Source organism: Pseudomonas sp. 273 (assembly GCF_029201425.1).
GTDB classification, from domain to species: Bacteria; Pseudomonadota; Gammaproteobacteria; order Pseudomonadales; family Pseudomonadaceae; genus Pseudomonas; species Pseudomonas delhiensis.
In genome coordinates this window covers 1,642,452-1,659,046 of record NZ_CP116775.1, presented here as the reverse complement: position 1 = coordinate 1,659,046, position 16,595 = coordinate 1,642,452, and the positions used below count along the sequence as shown (strand labels likewise).

16 protein-coding genes are annotated in these 16,595 nt (G+C 62.7%); 10 read left to right on the top strand and 6 right to left on the bottom strand.

Features of this window, described 5'->3' with window-relative positions; genetic code table 11:
• Nucleotides 1-2: 2 nt before the first annotated feature.
• From PKO50_RS08000 to PKO50_RS07985, 4 genes are all read right to left on the bottom strand, one after another.
• Nucleotides 3-947, bottom strand: a complete 945-nt coding sequence (locus tag PKO50_RS08000; RefSeq protein ID WP_058490415.1) for a VOC family protein — start codon at nucleotides 945-947, stop codon at nucleotides 3-5.
• Between the two features lie 48 nt (nucleotides 948-995).
• Nucleotides 996-1,757, bottom strand: a complete 762-nt coding sequence (locus PKO50_RS07995) for an SDR family NAD(P)-dependent oxidoreductase (protein ID WP_058490417.1) — start codon at nucleotides 1,755-1,757, stop codon at nucleotides 996-998.
• Between the two features lie 44 nt (nucleotides 1,758-1,801).
• Nucleotides 1,802-2,032 (bottom strand): ferredoxin, encoded by a 231-nt coding sequence (locus tag PKO50_RS07990; RefSeq protein ID WP_058490419.1) that lies wholly within the window; start codon nucleotides 2,030-2,032, stop codon nucleotides 1,802-1,804.
• A gap of 203 nt (nucleotides 2,033-2,235) precedes the next feature.
• On the bottom strand, nucleotides 2,236-3,918 hold the full coding sequence (locus PKO50_RS07985; protein ID WP_058490421.1) for a methyl-accepting chemotaxis protein: 1,683 nt from the start codon (nucleotides 3,916-3,918) through the stop codon (nucleotides 2,236-2,238).
• Nucleotides 3,919-4,076: 158 nt separating this feature from the next.
• On the opposite strand from PKO50_RS07985, the gene PKO50_RS07980 reads away from it, so the two are divergent.
• The 10 genes from PKO50_RS07980 to PKO50_RS07935 all read left to right on the top strand — a co-directional run bounded on the left by PKO50_RS07980 (nucleotide 4,077) and on the right by PKO50_RS07935 (nucleotide 14,831).
• On the top strand, nucleotides 4,077-5,345 hold the full coding sequence (locus PKO50_RS07980) for an MFS transporter (protein ID WP_058490422.1): 1,269 nt from the start codon (nucleotides 4,077-4,079) through the stop codon (nucleotides 5,343-5,345).
• Nucleotides 5,346-5,367: 22 nt separating this feature from the next.
• Nucleotides 5,368-5,688 carry a 2Fe-2S iron-sulfur cluster-binding protein gene (locus PKO50_RS07975; protein WP_058490423.1) on the top strand — a complete coding sequence of 107 codons (321 nt, stop codon included), beginning with the start codon at nucleotides 5,368-5,370 and terminating at the stop codon, nucleotides 5,686-5,688.
• 13 nt (nucleotides 5,689-5,701) lie between these two features.
• A complete protein-coding gene (locus PKO50_RS07970) occupies nucleotides 5,702-6,937 on the top strand; it encodes an FAD-dependent oxidoreductase (RefSeq protein WP_058490424.1) in 1,236 nt (411 codons plus the stop codon).
• 111 nt (nucleotides 6,938-7,048) lie between these two features.
• Nucleotides 7,049-8,224, top strand: a complete 1,176-nt coding sequence (locus tag PKO50_RS07965) for an MFS transporter (protein ID WP_058490425.1) — start codon at nucleotides 7,049-7,051, stop codon at nucleotides 8,222-8,224.
• A gap of 312 nt (nucleotides 8,225-8,536) precedes the next feature.
• Entirely contained in the window at nucleotides 8,537-9,934 is a 1,398-nt protein-coding gene (locus PKO50_RS07960) for an aromatic ring-hydroxylating dioxygenase subunit alpha (protein ID WP_058490427.1), read from the top strand.
• Nucleotides 9,935-10,006: 72 nt separating this feature from the next.
• A complete protein-coding gene (locus tag PKO50_RS07955; RefSeq protein WP_058490429.1) occupies nucleotides 10,007-10,582 on the top strand; it encodes a 3-phenylpropionate/cinnamic acid dioxygenase subunit beta in 576 nt (191 codons plus the stop codon).
• A 55-nt stretch (nucleotides 10,583-10,637) separates the two neighbouring features.
• Entirely contained in the window at nucleotides 10,638-11,945 is a 1,308-nt protein-coding gene (locus PKO50_RS07950; RefSeq protein WP_058490431.1) for an amidohydrolase family protein, read from the top strand.
• 70 nt (nucleotides 11,946-12,015) lie between these two features.
• On the top strand, nucleotides 12,016-12,936 hold the full coding sequence (locus PKO50_RS07945; RefSeq protein ID WP_058490433.1) for a VOC family protein: 921 nt from the start codon (nucleotides 12,016-12,018) through the stop codon (nucleotides 12,934-12,936).
• A gap of 44 nt (nucleotides 12,937-12,980) precedes the next feature.
• Entirely contained in the window at nucleotides 12,981-14,564 is a 1,584-nt protein-coding gene (locus tag PKO50_RS07940) for an NAD(P)/FAD-dependent oxidoreductase (protein WP_058490435.1), read from the top strand.
• Nucleotides 14,565-14,588: 24 nt separating this feature from the next.
• Nucleotides 14,589-14,831, top strand: a complete 243-nt coding sequence (locus tag PKO50_RS07935; RefSeq protein ID WP_058490436.1) for a hypothetical protein — start codon at nucleotides 14,589-14,591, stop codon at nucleotides 14,829-14,831.
• 38 nt (nucleotides 14,832-14,869) lie between these two features.
• Here the strand turns inward: PKO50_RS07935 and PKO50_RS07930 are convergent, their stop codons facing one another.
• Nucleotides 14,870-15,220: a nuclear transport factor 2 family protein gene (locus tag PKO50_RS07930; RefSeq protein WP_058490438.1), complete on the bottom strand. Its 351-nt coding sequence runs from the start codon at nucleotides 15,218-15,220 to the stop codon at nucleotides 14,870-14,872.
• A complete protein-coding gene (locus PKO50_RS07925) occupies nucleotides 15,217-16,551 on the bottom strand; it encodes an MFS transporter (protein WP_058490441.1) in 1,335 nt (444 codons plus the stop codon). Before PKO50_RS07925 ends, PKO50_RS07930 begins: the two co-directional genes overlap by 4 nt.
• Nucleotides 16,552-16,595 lie beyond the last annotated feature (44 nt).

Genomic DNA, 16,595 nt, shown 5'->3' with positions numbered 1-16,595 from the left:
GCTCAGCGCTTCTTGCCGGCTAGGTACTCGGCGTCCAGCACTTCCTCGGGGGTACGCACGCTCGGTCCAAGGATCGGACCAACCATCTCATGGCCCCATAAACTCAGGGTCTCGGGGTTGAGCTCATAGGGATCGCCCTGCCACGGCTCAATCTCAGCTATGGTCTCGAAGGCAAAGCCGGACGGTGTGAAGTGGTAGAAGGACAGATGCGGATCCTGGCTGTGCTGGCCAAGGGTCATCATCATCGGCAGTTCGCGCTTGCGCACGATATCGTAGGTTTCACCCACATCACGCACATTGCGCACGAACAGGCCGACATGCTGCACCCCCATGCGCCCTGGACCGTGGCCGTAGGCGATGTCGTGGCTGGTATGGTTGTTCAGCTTGGCGCGGAAGAAGCCGGTTCGGCCCTTGCCGGCGCCGGCTCCGTACCAGTGGAAACCCATCACATCGAGCAGGAAATGCTCCAACTCCGGAGTGTATTCCGGAGTGATCACCACTACGTGCCCAGCACCACGTTCATCGGCCAGGAAGCCGGTATGCGGACGACCGGGAATGAAAGAGCGTGGCGTCCACTTCTGTCCGTAGAACAGTTCGTACTGGTAGCCCACCGGGTCGCGGAAACGTACTACTTCACGCACTCCACGTAGCTCGCAGAACGCCGTATCGCCTCTCACGAACTCCACTCCCGCAGCCTCGAGCTTCCTCAGACCAGCCTCGAAAGCCATACGTCCGACCGCCTCCCAACCGATATAGGCAAGGCGATCCACCTTGCCAGGGTGAAAGGCAAAGCGGTGCCGCCGGTCGTCGATCCTGAAATACAACGACGCCAGATCGCTGTCCGGCGACTTGCCAATGCCGAAACCCATGACCTGCGGGCCATATTCGCGCCAGGCGTCAAGGCTCGCGGTCTCGAACCCCATGTAGCCGATGCCGATGATATCCATGCCTTCACCTTCTTGTTCGAATGTCTTGGGAGGAACGGCTATGCCTAGCTAGATAGCCAGCAGACCGCCATCGATGACGAAATCAGATCCGGTCACGAAGGAGGCCTCGCCGGATGCCAGGAATAGGGCCAGGGCGACCACTTCCTCGGGTTCGCCAGGGCGGTCCATCAGGACACCATCGAGAAGCGCCGCTCGCGCCACCGGATTTTCCAGAAACTCCAAGGTCCCTGGGGTAGCGACGAAGCCAGGGCTGAGACTAACGGCGCGAATCCCCAGGGGAGCCCCTTCGACAGCCAGTTGCCGAGTAAAGGACACAACCGCCCCCTTCGCTGCGGCATGTGCGGAAATTCCCGCGACCTTGGAGCCACCCCAGGCTGCCGTGGAAGAAACATTGATAATGACTCCACGCCGCGCAGCCAGATGGCCCCAGGCGTACTTAGTGGTATAAAACAGCAGGTCGATCTCGTTGCGAATGGTGTAATGCCAATCCTCGACAGACAGTTCATTGACCTTGCCGAAGCGTGCCGCCGATGCGTTGTTGTACAGGATATCAATGCCACCATGCTCAACCACAGCCGCCTCGACCCAGGCCCTGGCCTGCTCATAGTCACCGAGGTCGACGGGCGCTCGACCATGCAGACGAAGTCCCTGGGCGCTCAGCAGAGCGGCGGTTTCCTCGTGTGCTGCACCATTGAGGTCGCAGCCCACGACGATAGCGCCCTCACGGGCGAAGCGCAGCGCCGCCGCCCTACCCTGGCCACCGCCAGTTCCGGTGATCAGCGCGACCTTACCTTCAAGACGCCCAGTCATTGCATTCTCCATTTCTTGTTCTGATTTTCTCAGATCGGATACCGCTATTGCCCCTCAGGCTTGATCTCTTCGAGCCAGATGGCTTCGGCCGGGCAAGCTTCGGCGCCCTCTCGTGCCTCGTCTTCCAGTTCGACGGGAACAGCCTTGTTATCGACGTAAACCAAACCATCGGCATCCAGCTTGTAGATGCTGGGACAGATCGCAGCACAAAGACCGTAGCCACAGCAGCGGCTGCGCTCGACCACAACCTCGAATCGGGCCTTGTCGGAACTCATCTTATTCTCCTTATCCAAGCAGGCGCAAAAATAATGAACACTTTTCTTAAATTTGTAAATAAAAGCCCAGTACGCTTCCAAAAACCAAAGTCATCTCGCCTCGAATAGCTGCGACCTATCCCCCCAGACCGCTCAAAACCGGCTAACTACCGCCGATCCGCCGGTAACAGAAAGGCAAACGCAATCGATGCTCCCGCACAGGATCAGACCAAGGTGCAGTCGGCCGCCTCCGACTCTCCCTGAAAGCGGAAGCGACCTACCGCCAGGGTCAACTCCTCGGAGAGCCCTCGCAACGAAATAACGGCACTGGAGACACTATGAGCAATCGCATCCCCCTCTCCAGCCATGCGCGCAATGCGCTCGACATTCAGAGCCACGTCCCGTCCACCGACATTCTGCACGCGGACCGCATCGGCAATCTGTTCCACGCCACGAGTGGAATCCCCCACCAATTCCGCCGCCTGCTGTAACGTGGACTCCAGGTCAGCCAGCAGCCTGCTGCTGTCCTCCAGCGCCACAGTGCCAGCACGCAAGGCTTCGTCCACCACCTCAGACTGCCCTTCCAACTTCGAGGTCAGCTCGTTGATCGAGTTGGCCGCTAGGGCGGAACGCTGCGCCAGACTGCGCACCTCGTCCGCCACCACGCTGAATCCACGCCCACTTTCGCCGGCGCGCGCGGCTTCGATAGCCGCATTGAGGGCCAGCAGGTTTGTTTGGGCCGACAGGTCCTTGACCTGAGTAATGCTCGCAGTGATGGCCGTGGTGCTTTCCACGAAGTCGCTTACCGATCCCCGTATTTCTGAGAACGCGTGACGCACGCTGTCGATATTCTCGAGCAAGCGTGACAGCGCCAGATGACCATTCTCCGCCCCGTGCAGGCTCGCCTCCGCCGAACTGCGCAAGCTTTCCGCATGACTGGAAATAGTCGCTATACCGTCGCTCATCTGCCCGATAATGAGCGATACCGAGGCCACAGCATCGACCTGCGCAGTGGAGCTCTCAGCCACCTGTGCGGAGGCCTCCACCAACTGTTCCGCTGAAGTGCCAACCGAAATTGCCACATTGGTGACCTGCCACATTGCCTGCTGGAAACTGTCAATCAGCTCGTTGAAAGCCTGCGCAGTATGGGCTATCTCGTCACGCCCCATTACCCGCACACGGAGGGTCAGGTCGCCATCGCGCAACCTAACGGAAGCTTGCTCAATTTCCCGAATGGCTCGAACAATCTGTCGACGCAGCAGCAGACTGACAAACAGAGCTAGAGCGCTAGCCGCAACGAGGACAACAATCAGCATCCTGGACAACTGCCGCTGCAGATCGCCAGCCTCGATGAAGGCATTGGAGGTCAACTCCGCCTGCAACCCCAGCAACCGGTTGAACTGCCCCTGCAAACCGTTGTATTCGGCACGCATTCGCCCCAGCAACGCCGCCGCCTGCAACTGATCGTCAACGGCCGTGCGTTTGAAGTCAGACAAGCCTTCACCGACCACCCCAGCCTGCTCTTCCACGGCTCGATAGAGGGTTTTCTCCTCGCCGCCCAGGCGGGTCTCCTGAGCCAGCTTGCCCATCCCTGTATGCATGTCATCGATACTGTCCTGCATATCCTCGAGATAGGACTCGAGCTCCTCCCTGGAGGCCGAGCCATTCGACTCGAGGATTCGCACTACCACAGCATAGGCGCCCACCATCGCCGCTTGCGAAGCCGAGGAGGTTTCGAGCACCTGGCGATACTGATGGAAACGCAGGTGGTCGATTTCCTCAATCACTGCCTGCTGCTTGAGCAGCCCCCTATAGGCCATCCCCGACACGATCAGTAGTGACAGCACGAACAACCCTGGCAGCACGAGAAGCTTGGCGCCGATCGAAAGCCCTCTCAGAAACATCATGGCACTCACCGTTCTTGTTGTTATGGAAGATAGCTGGACAGGCACGCTGCCCCGCCATACTATTTGCACAGTATTCACGTTTATGTACATAACATCAAATAAGACGCCTTGCCTGCTCGAGACCCCGGCCCTACAAAACCAATAAAGGACGCCAAACCATGCCTACCGCCCGAAACGAAGCGGCTATTGACTTCACCGAGTTCAAACGGGGATGGCGCATCCTGCTACTGTCCGTGGTTGGGGTTGCTGTCAGCATCAATGCTGCCCTGCTCTACGGGTTCGGTACCCTGGTAGTGCCGCTGGAAGCGGCATTCGGGTGGAACAAGAGCGAACTTCAGGCGGCGATCACTTTCCTCTTCGGTGGCGCAGTAATCTCGCTGCAGCTGGTTGGCTGGTTCAACTTGCGCTACGGCATGAAGCAGGTGACAGTCATCTCGCTGATCCTGCTGTCTCTGGGCTACCTAGGCACCACTCAGCTGAACGGGTCGATCTGGTCGCTATACCTAGCTTTCGCTGTCCTGCCTTTGATCGGCATGGGAGCGCTGGCGGTAACCTGGACCCAGTTACTCAGCCTCTGGTACGACCGCAATCGCGGGCTGGCCCTGGCTATCGGCCTGTCCGGTACCGGCTTGACCGCGGCGGTCGTCCCGCGCCTGATGTCCTGGAGCATCGAGCAATGGGACTGGCGCGCAGCCTTCGTTCTTCTCGCCCTGCTCAACTTGCTGCTGCTATTACCGCTGACCCTGCTTTGGTTCAAGCTTTCCGACAGAGCCGGCCAACGCGCGCAGGGCGACACCAGTACCCTGCTAGAACTGCCCGGCCTGAGCTTCCGTGAAGGCATGTACTCGACCAAGTTCTGGACCTGCAACCTGGCCCTGGCGCTTGTGATTTCCTCTATCGTCGGCATGGTCACCAGCACCGTCCCCATGTTGCAGACCAAAGGCCTGCCAGCCGCAGAGGCAAACCTGATCTTCAGTGGCTTCGGCATTGCCCTGATCTTTGGCCGCATGCTCATCGGCTACCTGCTCGACCGCCTCTGGCCACCAATGGTGGCCGCCATCAGCCTGGCGTTGCCGGCCATCGGCTGCCTGGTCTACCTCGGCGGCACCACAGAGTTCGCTCCGCTACTGCTGGCCGCCGTGCTGGTGGGTTTCGGCGCCGGTGCCGAGTTCGACATCGCCGCCTTCCTGGTCGCACGCTACTTCGGCCTGCGCGAGTACGGCCGCCTGTTCGGTGTACACCAGGGTCTGAATACCGTGGCATCAGCCCTCGCGCCACTGTTGTTCGCCTTCCTTCTCAGCCGCACCGGAGGCTATTCGGCAATGCTGGTCTATTCCCTTGCCTGCAGCTTGATCGGCCCCCTGTTGCTACTGACTCTGGGCAGCGCTCCCCGCTTCGTCTCGACGCCGATCGCGTCCCACCCCTGACCCGACACCCAAGGAGAAGACCATGCCCACACTGACCTTCATTGAGCACAACGGCACCGAGCACAAGGTGATCGGGGATATCGGCCAATCGGTAATGCAGGCCGCCACCTTCGCTTCGATACCCGGCATCCCGGCAGATTGCGGTGGTGCCTGTGCCTGCGCCACCTGCCATGCCTATGTCGACGAAGCCTGGCTGGCACGTTTGCCTGCGCCGGAGAGCACCGAAAACGACATGCTCGACTGCGCCTTCGAGCGCCGCGACAACAGCCGCCTGACCTGCCAGGTATTCATCAGCGAAGAACTCGACGGCCTAGTGCTGCACCTGCCTGCATCGCAATTCTGAAGAAGAGGTCCTTATGTCACTTGCCTCAGTAGTCATCGTCGGCGCCGGACAGGCCGGTTTTCAGATCGCGGCCTCGCTGCGCCAAGAAGGATATGACGGCACTATCACTCTGATCGGTGACGAGCCGGGCCTCCCGTACCAGCGGCCACCGCTGTCTAAGGCCTACCTGCTTGGCAAGATCAACGAGAACGCTCTTCTATTCCGTCCAGCCGAGTTTTTCACCACCCAGCGCATCGACCTTCGCCACGACCAAGCTACCGCCATCGACAGGCAGAACCGTCGGGTTCTGCTAGCCTCCGGCGAGGCGGTCTCCTACGATCATCTGGTCCTCGCCACCGGAGCCCATAACCGCCCACTGCCGGTCCCCGGTGCCGAACTGCAGGGCGTATTCGGCGTCAAGACCAAACAGGATGCCGACGCCCTAGCCCCGCTGGTGAAGGAAATCCGCAACGTTGTGGTAGTCGGTGCCGGCTTCATCGGCCTGGAGTTCGCCGCAGTGGCCGCCGAACAGGGTGCCAGCGTGCACGTCTTGGAGCTCGGCGACCGCCCGATGGCACGCGCCGTCTCAGCGGAGATGTCCCAGTTGTTCCGCCAAGCACATGAGGCCTGGGGGGTAAAGTTCGATTTCCGCCAGGGCCTGACCCGGATCGAAGGCAATGCCGGCCGAGTCAGTGGTGTGCAGACTTCGGATGGACGCCTGCTGCCGGCCGACCTGGTGGTCTTCGGTATTGGCGTGATCCCCAACACCCAACTGGCCAGCGAGGCTGGCCTAACCATCGAAAACGGCATCCGCGTTGACGCCAACCTGCTGACCTCCGATCCGCACATCTCCGCCATCGGTGACGTCGCCTGCTTCCCTTGCCTGCAGAACGGCGAACAACCGACCCGCCTGGAATCCGTACAGAACGCCGTCGACCAGGCGCGCAACGTGGCAACGCGACTGCTTGGCAAATCGGCACCCTACGCCGCACTGCCCTGGTTCTGGACCGATCAGGGCAACCTCAAGCTGCAGATCGCCGGGCTTTCCACCGGCTACGACAGCACAGTGACCCTCGGCTCGACGGAAACCCAGCAGCTCTCTGTGCTGTGTTTCCGCGACGACCAATTGATCGCGGTGGAATCCTGCAACCGACCGGGCGACCACATGGCCGCGCGCAAGATTCTCTCCCGCCCGCCGCAGCTGAGCGCCGCCGAGGCCGCCGCCGAAGGCTTCGAGCTCAAGGCCTGGGAAGCCGCCAACCGCGACTGAACGACCGCCGCCGCGCCCACCGCAGGGCGCGGCTTCGGCCAGCGCCACGGCCAATCCCGCTCCCTGCCGAACGAGCCTGCACCGACTGCCGTCCGCTCAAGGCGACACCTGATGAACGCCCGTAGCCAATCGCTTTCCACCGGCCTGTCGATCGTCTCGATCGTCTGCTTCAACTTCGCCTCCTACATCGCCAACGGACTCCCCCTTGCCGTGTTGCCCGGCCATGTCCTGAATACCCTCGGATTCAGCAGCGCCATGGTTGGCCTGGTGATCGGCATGCAGTACCTGACGACCCTGCTGTCGCGCCCACTGGCTGGCCTGCTTGCCGACACCCATGGCGCCAAACGCACGGTGATGACCGGACTAGCCGTGCTGACCGGCAGCGGCCTGCTGACGGCTCTGGCGATCATCCTGCCGCTGCCCCCGGGGGCCGGCCTGGCGCTGCTGCTCACCGGGCGCATCCTCCAGGGCATCTCTTCGGCTCTGATCTCGACACCCTGCTGCACCTGGGCCATTGGCCTGCATGGCACGACACGTACCGCACAGGTGATGTCCTGGAATGGCATCGCCGCCTATGGCGGAACCGCCCTCGGCGCGCCGCTCGGCGTTCTAGTACGGGACCAGCTGGGGCTTGCCGGCATCGGTATCGGCATCACCCTGCTCGGCTTGCTGCCCCTGCTGTTCGCCCGGAGCCGACCGCCGGCCCCGTTGCTGCCGGGCATACGCCTGCCATTCCACTGCGTGTTCCTCGCCGTGCTGCCCAACGGCCTGGCCATCGCCTGCAGCTCGGTGGGCTTCGGCAGCCTGACCGCCTTCGTCGCCCTGTACTTCGACAGCCGGGGCTGGAACAACGCGGCCTATTGCCTGAGCGCCTTCGGCATCGCCTTCATCTGCGCCCGGCTGGCATCGCCCAACGCGCTGCCACGCTTCGGCGGCTACCGGGTGGTCGCGCTCTGCCTGACGGTACAAACCCTTGGGCTGCTGCTCGTTTGGCTGGCACCTACGCCCCTGGTGGCGATCCTCGGCTCGGCGCTGACCGGCCTGGGGGTGTCCTGGGTCTATCCGGGGCTGGGGGTGGAAACCCTGGCGCGCACGCCGGAGAGCAACCGTAATTCGGCCCTGAGCACACTGTCGCTGTTCTTCGACCTGGCCGTAGGGCTGGCCGGCCCACTGATGGGCCTGGTGGCCGCGCATTTCGGTCTGCCATGGATTTTCTTCTGCTCAGCCCTGCTCTCGACCCTCGGCCTTACCCTGGTGCTGTACCTGCGCCAGCGCCCCGGCCAGTGAAGAGTGGGGCGCTGGCGGTCGAAGCATAACTGAACAATTTCAATAATATTGCCCATACAAATCGATACCTGCATTCTGCAACCAGCGCCCCGGCCGCCGGCAAACCCGCCACACCCTACTCCACAAGCCCCATTCCATAGATCTGAAAGGCTGCCCAACGGGAGCAGCAACGTGCCTGACCGGTGGTTTCCGGCCCTGAGCAGCCGTTGACTCAGATCAATTAAAAAGCCCTCCACGGGGCAGATAATCGGCTCGCAAATGAACAAAAAACTATTTTTTGTTCATATTAAACAACAAGAGCGAAGACCGACTATGACCAGCACTACCAACCCGGCGCTGAGCGACGGCACGAGGATTTCGGACCTGATCGACCTGGAAAAACATGAAGTGAAGATGCGGACGCTGTCCGACCCCGAGCTTTATACCCTTGAAATGAAGAAAATCTTCGCCAGGACCTGGGTCTTCCTTGGCCACGAAACCGAGATTCCGAACAAGGGCGACTTCGTCGTCCGCGACATGGGCTCTGACTCGGTGATCGTCGCCCGCTCCAGCGACGAGCAGATCCATGTCTCGCTGAACGTCTGCCCGCACCGAGGCATGAAGATCTCCACCGTCGATGGCGGCAACGCCGCCGCCCATGTGTGCATCTACCATGGCTGGACCTTCCGCCCCAACGGCGACTTCATCGCCGCGCCGGTGGAAAAGGAGTGCATGCACGGCAAGATGCGCACGAAGGCCGAACTCGGCCTGCACAAGGCCCGCGTGTCCGTCTATGGCGGCCTAATCTTCGCCACCTGGAACATCGACGGCCAGTCCTTCGAGGACTTCCTCGGCGATGCCAAATGGTATTTCGACACGCTCTGGTGCCGCACCACCGCCGGCATGGAAGTGCTCGGCCCACCACAGCGCTTCATCATCCGCGCCAACTGGAAGACCGCCTGCGAGCAATCCGCCTCGGACGGTTTCCACACCCTGACCCTGCACCGCTGGCTGGGCGAGGTCGGCCCCTATGCGAAGAAGCCGGATGCCGAAGGCAAGGGCGGCGACCTCAGCCCGGAAATGTACGGCGTCGAAGTCTGGACCGAACACGGCCATACCATGCGCTGCATCGAACTGGACCGCAAGATCCAGCGCCTCACCGGACGCGACCCGTCCACCATGAGCGCCGAGGAAAAACTCACCCTACTGCCACCACCGGGCATCACCCGGGAAATGGTCCCGGAGCTGCTCAAGCGCTTCAGCCCCGAGCAGTTGCACGTCATGAGCTGGCGCCCGCCGCAGGTGGGCAACTTCTTCCCCAATGGCCTGTTCGAGTTCATCTACCTGCCTCAGCCGGACGGCACCGTGCTCGGCGCCATGGCCCTGCACGCCTATATCCCCAAGGGGCCGGACAAGCTGGAATTCGTCAACTGGATCCTCGCCGAGAAGGACACCCCGCCGGAAATCAAGGCGCGCATGCTGCGCCAGTCGATCCAACTGCTCGGCACCTCCGGCATGGTCGAACAGGACGACTCCGACACCTGGCCACACATGACCCTGGCGGCCAAGGGAGCGATGAGCGAGGACATCACCCTCAAGTATCAGGCCTTGTACGAAGACGACACCAAGCCTGCCGACTGGCCCGGCCCCGGTTATGTCGGCGAGGGCTTCACCAAGGACGATACCCAGTGGCAGTGGTGGAAATACTGGCACGCGCTGATGACGGCCTGACCCCCAATCCTCGTACACCCTGCCCGGCTGCGCAGCGCAGCCGATGGCACGCACAGCCTCACGGAGATCGCCATGAACGACCTACAGACCCTGCTCGCCCCCACGCCCCTGCCGCCGACCGATCGCAGCAAGCGCATCTCCAGCGGCAGCCCGCTGCATAGCGAAATCGTCGACTTCCTCTACGACGAAGCGGAGTTGCTGGACACCCTGCAACTCAAACAGTGGAGCGAAACCCTGACCCTGGATATCGAGTACAACGCCCCGGCGCGCCTCACCCGTCCCAACCGCCAGCAACAGCAGACCGTGGTGCGCAACGTCCAGCACCTGCATGAGAGCCATGGCTCGCTGATGGTGCGCATCATGCGCATCACCGACACCCGCAGCGCCTGGGGCGAGGACCCGCCCTCGCGCACCCGGCGCCTGGTCAGCAACGTCCGCGTGTTCGGCACCGACAAGGCCGACGAATACAAGGTACTGAGCTACCTGCTGGTGACCCGCAGCCGCTTCGACTTCGACGACTTCGACCTGATCCCCTGCGAACGCCACGACATCCTGCGCCGCGAGAACGGCCAACTGAAACTGGCGCGGCGCGAAATCCTGCTGGACCAGGCGGTGATCGGCACCCCGAACCTCGGCATTTTCCTTTGATCGACCCGACAGAAGTATAGGCCGCAGCCGCTGCGGCCAACCACGGAGAACGACAATGCAACTCGAAGACATGATCCTCGTCAGCGTGGACGACCACGCCATCGAACCGGCCGGCGCCTTCGACCGCCACATGCCGGCACGCTTCAAGGGCCGCCAGCCGCGCGTCGAGCAGCACGGCGGCCGTGATGTCTGGGTATTCGAAGGCCAGGCCACGGGCTACATGGGCCTCAACTCGGTGGTCGGCCGGCCCAAGGAGGAATACGGTATGGAGCCGCTGGGCTACGAGCACATGCGCCGCGGCACCTGGGACATCAAGGCCCGCGTCGATGACATGAGCGCCAACGGCATCCTCGGCTCGATCTGCTTCCCCACCTTCCCCGGCTTCGCCGGCCAGCGCTTCCAGAACCACCCGGACCGCGCCGTGTCCCTGGCGGCCATCCAGGCCTACAACGACTGGCACCTGCACGACTGGTGCAACGTCGCGCCGGGACGTTTCATCCCGCTGATGCTGGTGCCCTGGTGGGACATGCAGGCCGCCGCCGCCGAAGTCGAGCGTCTGGCCAAACTCGGCGTGCATGCCCTGTCGCTGTCCGACAACCCAGCGCTGCACGGCTTCCCGTCGATCCACAGCGACTACTGGGACCCACTGTGGAAAGCCTGCTCCGACAACAACGTGGTGATCTGCTGCCACATCGGCACCGGCATCAAGGCCGAGCACGCATCCGAGCTGTCGCCGATCGATGCCTGGATCACCTCCATGCCGATCTCCATCGCCAACTCGGCCGCCGACTGGATCTGGGCGCCGATGTGGAAGAAGTTCCCCAACCTGCGCATGGCCCTGTCCGAAGGCGGCATCGGCTGGATCCCCTACCTGCTGGAACGCGCCGACTTCACCCATCGCCACCACCACGCCTGGACCAACGCCGACTTCGGCGGCAAGAAGCCCAGCGACATCTTCCGCAAGCACATAATCACCTGCTTCATCGAGGACGATTTCGGCCTGCGCAACCTGCCGGACGTGGGTGAGAACATGGTCACCTGGGAATGCGACTACCCGCACTCCGACTGCACCTGGCCGAATTCGCCGGAAGTGGCCTGGGAAAGCCTGCGCAAGCTGCCCGAGGCGACCATCCACAAGGTCACCCACCTCAACGCCATGCGTGAGTTCTCCTACGACCCGTTCCCCCTGCTCGGTCGGGAGAATTGCACCGTCGGCGCGCTGCGCGCCCAGGCCACGCACGTCAATATCGAGCCGGCACTGGGCATGGGCGGAGCCGCGCCCAAGCGCGAGAAAGGCCAGCCGGTGACCTCCGGCGACATCAACGCGATGTTCGCCCAGGCGGACGCCCAGACCGCGTTGTAGGAAAGGCCATGGCGCCCCTCCCGGGCAAAGGCCGGGAGGGGACGGTTCAAGACCACGACACGAGGCCAGCATGGACATCATCGGCATTGGCTACCTGGGCTTCGAAAGCCCGAACCTGGACGCCTGGCGCGAGTACGCACCGCAGGTGCTCGGCCTGGGGCTGGGCAACGCCCCGGCGGGCGACCCCGACTCACTGTACCTGCGCAGCGACGACCGCCGTCACCGCATCGCCTTTCACCCCGGCCCCATCGACCACATCGCCTATATCGGCTGGGAAGCCCGCGGACGGCAGGCCTTCGACGCCGCAGTGGCGCGCTTTCGCGCAACCGGGGTGGCCCTGGAAATCGGCGATGACGCCTTGCGCGAGATACGCGGAGTGCGCGAACTGGTGCGCTTCCGCTGCCCGGCGGGCTACCAGCACGAACTCTTCTACGGACAGAAGTGGACGCCGCGCTCGTTCGTTCCCGGTCGCCCCCACGGCGGTTTCGTCGCCGACGAGCGCGGCGTCGGCCATATCGTCCTGATGACGCCGGACTACGGTCCCGAACTGGAAGCCTTCTTCATCGAGCTGATGGGCTTCCACTGGTACGGCGCGGGCGCCGGCAAGGGCCGTACCGGCTTCTTCCGGGCCAAGCTGAACGACAAGACCAGCCACGACATCGCCTTCGGCCATGCCCCCGGCATGAAGGGGGTGCAGCACATCGGCCTGTTCGTCAAGAGCCTGAGCGATCTCGGCAAGACCTACGACATCGTGCGCCAGCGCGAGCTGCCGATGCAGATGACCCTCGGCCAGCACTGTCAGGACCCGCACGTTTCCTTCTACCACTTCAGCCCGTCCGGGTTCGCGGTTGAGTGCATCCATGAATTGGAGCCCTGGCACCACGACGGCTTCGAGCTGAACCCCGAGCATCTGAGCGTTTGGGGCCATGAGCGGGCCGGACCGATCCTTGGCCCCAGCGTCATGCCCGTGGAGCGCTACCCCGACGACTGAGCGCGTGAATCCAACACCAACATCGACAGAAAAAGGACAAGAAGATGAGCAAGACCTACGACATCGTCATCGCCGGCGGCGGCCACAACGGTCTGGTCGCCGCCTGCTACCTGGCCAAGGCCGGGCGCAGCGTGTGCGTGGTGGAGAAGAACGACAAGGTCGGCGGCGGGGTCATGACCCGCGAGCTGACCATTCCCGGCTTCAAGCACGACGTCTGCTCGGTGGCGCACACCCTGCTGCAGGCCAACCCGCTGCTACGCAACGACGAGCTGGAGCTGAAAGCGAAGTTCGGCCTGAAATACATCAACCCCGACAAGATGACCGCGATCTTCTACGACGACGGCAGCACCCTGGAGTTCTACACCGACCTAGAGCGCACCTGCCAGGCCATCGCCAAGTTTTCCGAGCGTGACGCCGACGCCTACCGCCGCTTCAACTACCAGGTGTTCCAGAACCTCGACATGCTGGTCATGGGCATGTTCAACACGCCGCCTAGCGCTTCGCACCAAGCGCTGATGATGGAACAGAGCCAGGTCGGCCAGGAACTGATGCGCACCCAGGCGATGAGCGCCTGGGACTACATCAGCGAATGGTTCGAGAACGACAAGGTCAAGATCGCCCTGGCCCGCTACGCTTCCGAGGCGATGATGAACCCGTTCGACAACGGCACCGGCTTCGGCTTCTACATCATCCTGCCGCTGATGCACCGCTACGGCGTGGGCATCCCGGTCGGCGGTTCCGGAGCCTTCGCCGACGCCCTGCGCGCCTGCCTGGAACACCATGGCGGCGAGGTGCGCACTGAGGCGCCGATCAAACAGTTCAAGATTGACGGCGGCAAGACGACCGGCGTGATCCTCGACAGCGGCGAGGAAATCCTCGCTCGCCAGGGCGTGATCTCCACCCTGCATGCCAAGCAGGTATTCCCCGCCATGGTCCCCGGCTGCGAGTTGCCCGAAGGCTTCGAGCAGCGCATCCGCACCCTCAAGCACAGCAGCTTCCAGCCGTTCAACATGCACGTCGCCCTGCGCGAGGCACCGCGCTATAAGGTCGGCCCGGCGGTGGACGACTTCTTCTGGGTGGAACGCTCGCATTCCGACCCCGAGGAATTCGCCCGCGCCTTCCGCGACCTGGAGTACGGCATCCCGCGCCGCGACTTCATCGCCTACGTGACCCAGGACACCTACGATAAGACCCGCGCCCCTGAAGGCAGTCGCGTGCTCAACATGTACGCCTTCTGCCCCTACCACCTCAAGGGCGGCGCCCAGCGCTGGGACGAGATCGGCAAAGAGGTGGCCCACGCTTTTCTCGATGATCTGCGCAAGCTCACCACCAACATGGACGACGACAACATCCTCGGCTTCTCGTGGATGACCCCGCTGGACATCGAACGCCACAACAACGCCATGATCGGCGCCGACATCCTGCATTTCGGCTCCTACTCCTGGCAGATCGCCGGCAACCGCCCTGCTCCCGGCTACGCCCAGTACAAGTCGCCGGTGGCGGGCCTGTACCTGGCCGGCGCCAGCACCCACCCCGGCGGCGGTGTCACCGCCGCCTCCGGGCGCAACGTGGCGCGGGTGCTGCTGGAGGAATCCGGCCTGGACTTCGACGAACTGGTCGGGGCCTGAGCCCCAGGCAGGAGCAAGCGCAGCATGAAGATGTTCAGCAAGGAAGGCGTGGAGATGGTGGACGTCAAATCCATCACTCGCGAGGGTCAACGACTGGTGATCAAGGGCAAGGTCATGGGTGCCATGAGCACCACCATCCTGGTCCACCCGCAAGACTGCTGGCAGGCCGCCCAGCTGCTCGGCATCGGCGTGATCCTACGCCTGCCGCTGCTCCTGTTCCAGGGCTGGCGGGCAGCGCGCAGGCAGGAGCGGGCCGCTCGCGGCTGAGCGTCAGGGGCGCGCGCCTGCGTGCCCCGTGGCTTCCTTCACGCCTTGATGAAATATCGCACCCACAACCTGCCGTCCTGGAAACGGTACAGCTCGATGGTCTCGATACCGCCATTGCCGTCACGCAACGCATTGCGATGATGGCAGGCGGCTTCCTCGCCGTTGATGATGGTTTCCTTGACCTCCACGCGAAAACGCGGCTGCTGGTTTTCCCACATGCCTTCGAGGATCTGCCATGGGTCGGTCGGCAGAGCACGGCCAACGTACTCGATGTTCAGGCCAGCGGGCGACATCCGCCGGTAATGCTCGAAGAACCCCTCCTTGTCGCCGTTGTTCCAGCAATCGATCTGGCCATGCAGGAAATGCTCGATGGTTTCTTGCGCACTCATTGCTTACTCCTAGTATCCGCAGACGGGCAGGCCCGCCGGACGTTCGCACACCGCTTCAGGCATGCCGTTGCTTGGACCGCGACCACCGCTGCCGGCCGCAGCCAGAGCAGGATCGACGGCCCGATGAGGGAACAGGCCAGGCAGCACAGCAGCACCGCCGAATAGCCCTGGTACGCCTCGTAGAGATAACCGAAGAACACCGGCATCAAGCCGGACATGACTGTGACCAAGGCCAGGTGCAGGCCGAAGATACGCGCGTAGTCGCGCAGCCCGAAATAACGCGCTATGAGGAATGCCGCCAGGTCGAATTCAGCACCGGCGCTGACACCGACGCACAGGGTGGCGAACACCAGCAGCGCGGTACTCTGCACACCAGCGAACAGAAAGACCGCGCAACCGATGGCCGGTAGCGCCAGGCTCGTCACTGCGACCAGGACCGGAGGGTAGCGGTCCAGCAGATAGCCTACCAATAGACGCCCGGCGATGATGGAAATGCCGAAGCTGCTGAAGATCTGGCTCGCTACTTGGGCGGAAAGCCCCTTGCTCTGCAACATGGGCACTATATTGGTGACCATACCGACGGTAAGGCACACCGATAGGATCAGCGCGACATTGAAACTCCAATATACCGGCGAGCGCAGTGCCTGGCGGAAGCTGAAACCGTTCAGTTGTGTAGCCAACGCACGCTCCGTCGAGGACATGGACTCGACCTCCGTTGGCAAACGCATCCATGCCAAGGCCATAGGCAAGGTAAACAGCAAGGGCAGCGCCGCTAGGGCGAAAAAGCCAGCCTGCCAGCCGAACCGGGCGATCAGGCCGGCCAGTAATGGCGGCAGCAGCAGCGCCATCATCCCAGTGCCGCAGAGGATAGCCGCCAAGGCCAAACCACGGTTGCGCTCGAACCACAGGTTGACCAGTTGCGTCCAGGTAATGGCAATAGTGCCTGCACAGACCAACGGCATGGAGAAGAACGCCAGGTACAGCCAACCGATGGAATGCTCGATCCGCGTGATTGCCACATAGCCGACCACCTGCAGCAGGATCGATACGATCGCCACCCGCCGCAGGCCGAAACGGTGATACAGCGGGCCGACCAGTTGGGTGGAAACGGCCACACCGGCAAACAGGAAGGTGATAGACGCTTGTAGCTCGCCCCGGCTCCAACCAAAGGCCTGCTCAAGGGGAATGACCAGGGTGCCGAAGCCATAAAGCAAACCGGCGCTGATACTGGTGCAGATCCCCACGAGACCGAGTAGCAGGATGCGCCAGCCACGCCTGAACTCAGCAATGTCGAAAGCTGAGCGCCAGTATGAATTGGAGGTATCGGACATACAGGGACTCCTGACGCAATCGCCCGTTGGCAGCCTGCGCAATC

What these genes read in the sequence shown, in the direction of transcription:
- PKO50_RS07935 (WP_058490436.1), top strand. Translation starts at nt 14,589, where the DNA reads ATGAAGATGTTCAGCAAGGAAGGCGTGGAGATGGTGGACGTCAAATCC.
- PKO50_RS07970 (WP_058490424.1), top strand. Translation starts at nt 5,702, where the DNA reads ATGTCACTTGCCTCAGTAGTCATCGTCGGCGCCGGACAGGCCGGTTTT.
- PKO50_RS07930 (WP_058490438.1), bottom strand. Translation starts at nt 15,220, where the DNA reads ATGAGTGCGCAAGAAACCATCGAGCATTTCCTGCATGGCCAGATCGAT.
- PKO50_RS07955 (WP_058490429.1), top strand. Translation starts at nt 10,007, where the DNA reads ATGAACGACCTACAGACCCTGCTCGCCCCCACGCCCCTGCCGCCGACC.
- PKO50_RS07985 (WP_058490421.1), bottom strand. Translation starts at nt 3,918, where the DNA reads ATGATGTTTCTGAGAGGGCTTTCGATCGGCGCCAAGCTTCTCGTGCTG.
- PKO50_RS07965 (WP_058490425.1), top strand. Translation starts at nt 7,049, where the DNA reads ATGAACGCCCGTAGCCAATCGCTTTCCACCGGCCTGTCGATCGTCTCG.
- PKO50_RS07975 (WP_058490423.1), top strand. Translation starts at nt 5,368, where the DNA reads ATGCCCACACTGACCTTCATTGAGCACAACGGCACCGAGCACAAGGTG.
- PKO50_RS07995 (WP_058490417.1), bottom strand. Translation starts at nt 1,757, where the DNA reads ATGACTGGGCGTCTTGAAGGTAAGGTCGCGCTGATCACCGGAACTGGC.
- PKO50_RS07940 (WP_058490435.1), top strand. Translation starts at nt 12,981, where the DNA reads ATGAGCAAGACCTACGACATCGTCATCGCCGGCGGCGGCCACAACGGT.
- PKO50_RS07980 (WP_058490422.1), top strand. Translation starts at nt 4,077, where the DNA reads ATGCCTACCGCCCGAAACGAAGCGGCTATTGACTTCACCGAGTTCAAA.
- PKO50_RS07925 (WP_058490441.1), bottom strand. Translation starts at nt 16,551, where the DNA reads ATGTCCGATACCTCCAATTCATACTGGCGCTCAGCTTTCGACATTGCT.
- PKO50_RS07990 (WP_058490419.1), bottom strand. Translation starts at nt 2,032, where the DNA reads ATGAGTTCCGACAAGGCCCGATTCGAGGTTGTGGTCGAGCGCAGCCGC.
- PKO50_RS08000 (WP_058490415.1), bottom strand. Translation starts at nt 947, where the DNA reads ATGGATATCATCGGCATCGGCTACATGGGGTTCGAGACCGCGAGCCTT.
- PKO50_RS07945 (WP_058490433.1), top strand. Translation starts at nt 12,016, where the DNA reads ATGGACATCATCGGCATTGGCTACCTGGGCTTCGAAAGCCCGAACCTG.
- PKO50_RS07960 (WP_058490427.1), top strand. Translation starts at nt 8,537, where the DNA reads ATGACCAGCACTACCAACCCGGCGCTGAGCGACGGCACGAGGATTTCG.
- PKO50_RS07950 (WP_058490431.1), top strand. Translation starts at nt 10,638, where the DNA reads ATGCAACTCGAAGACATGATCCTCGTCAGCGTGGACGACCACGCCATC.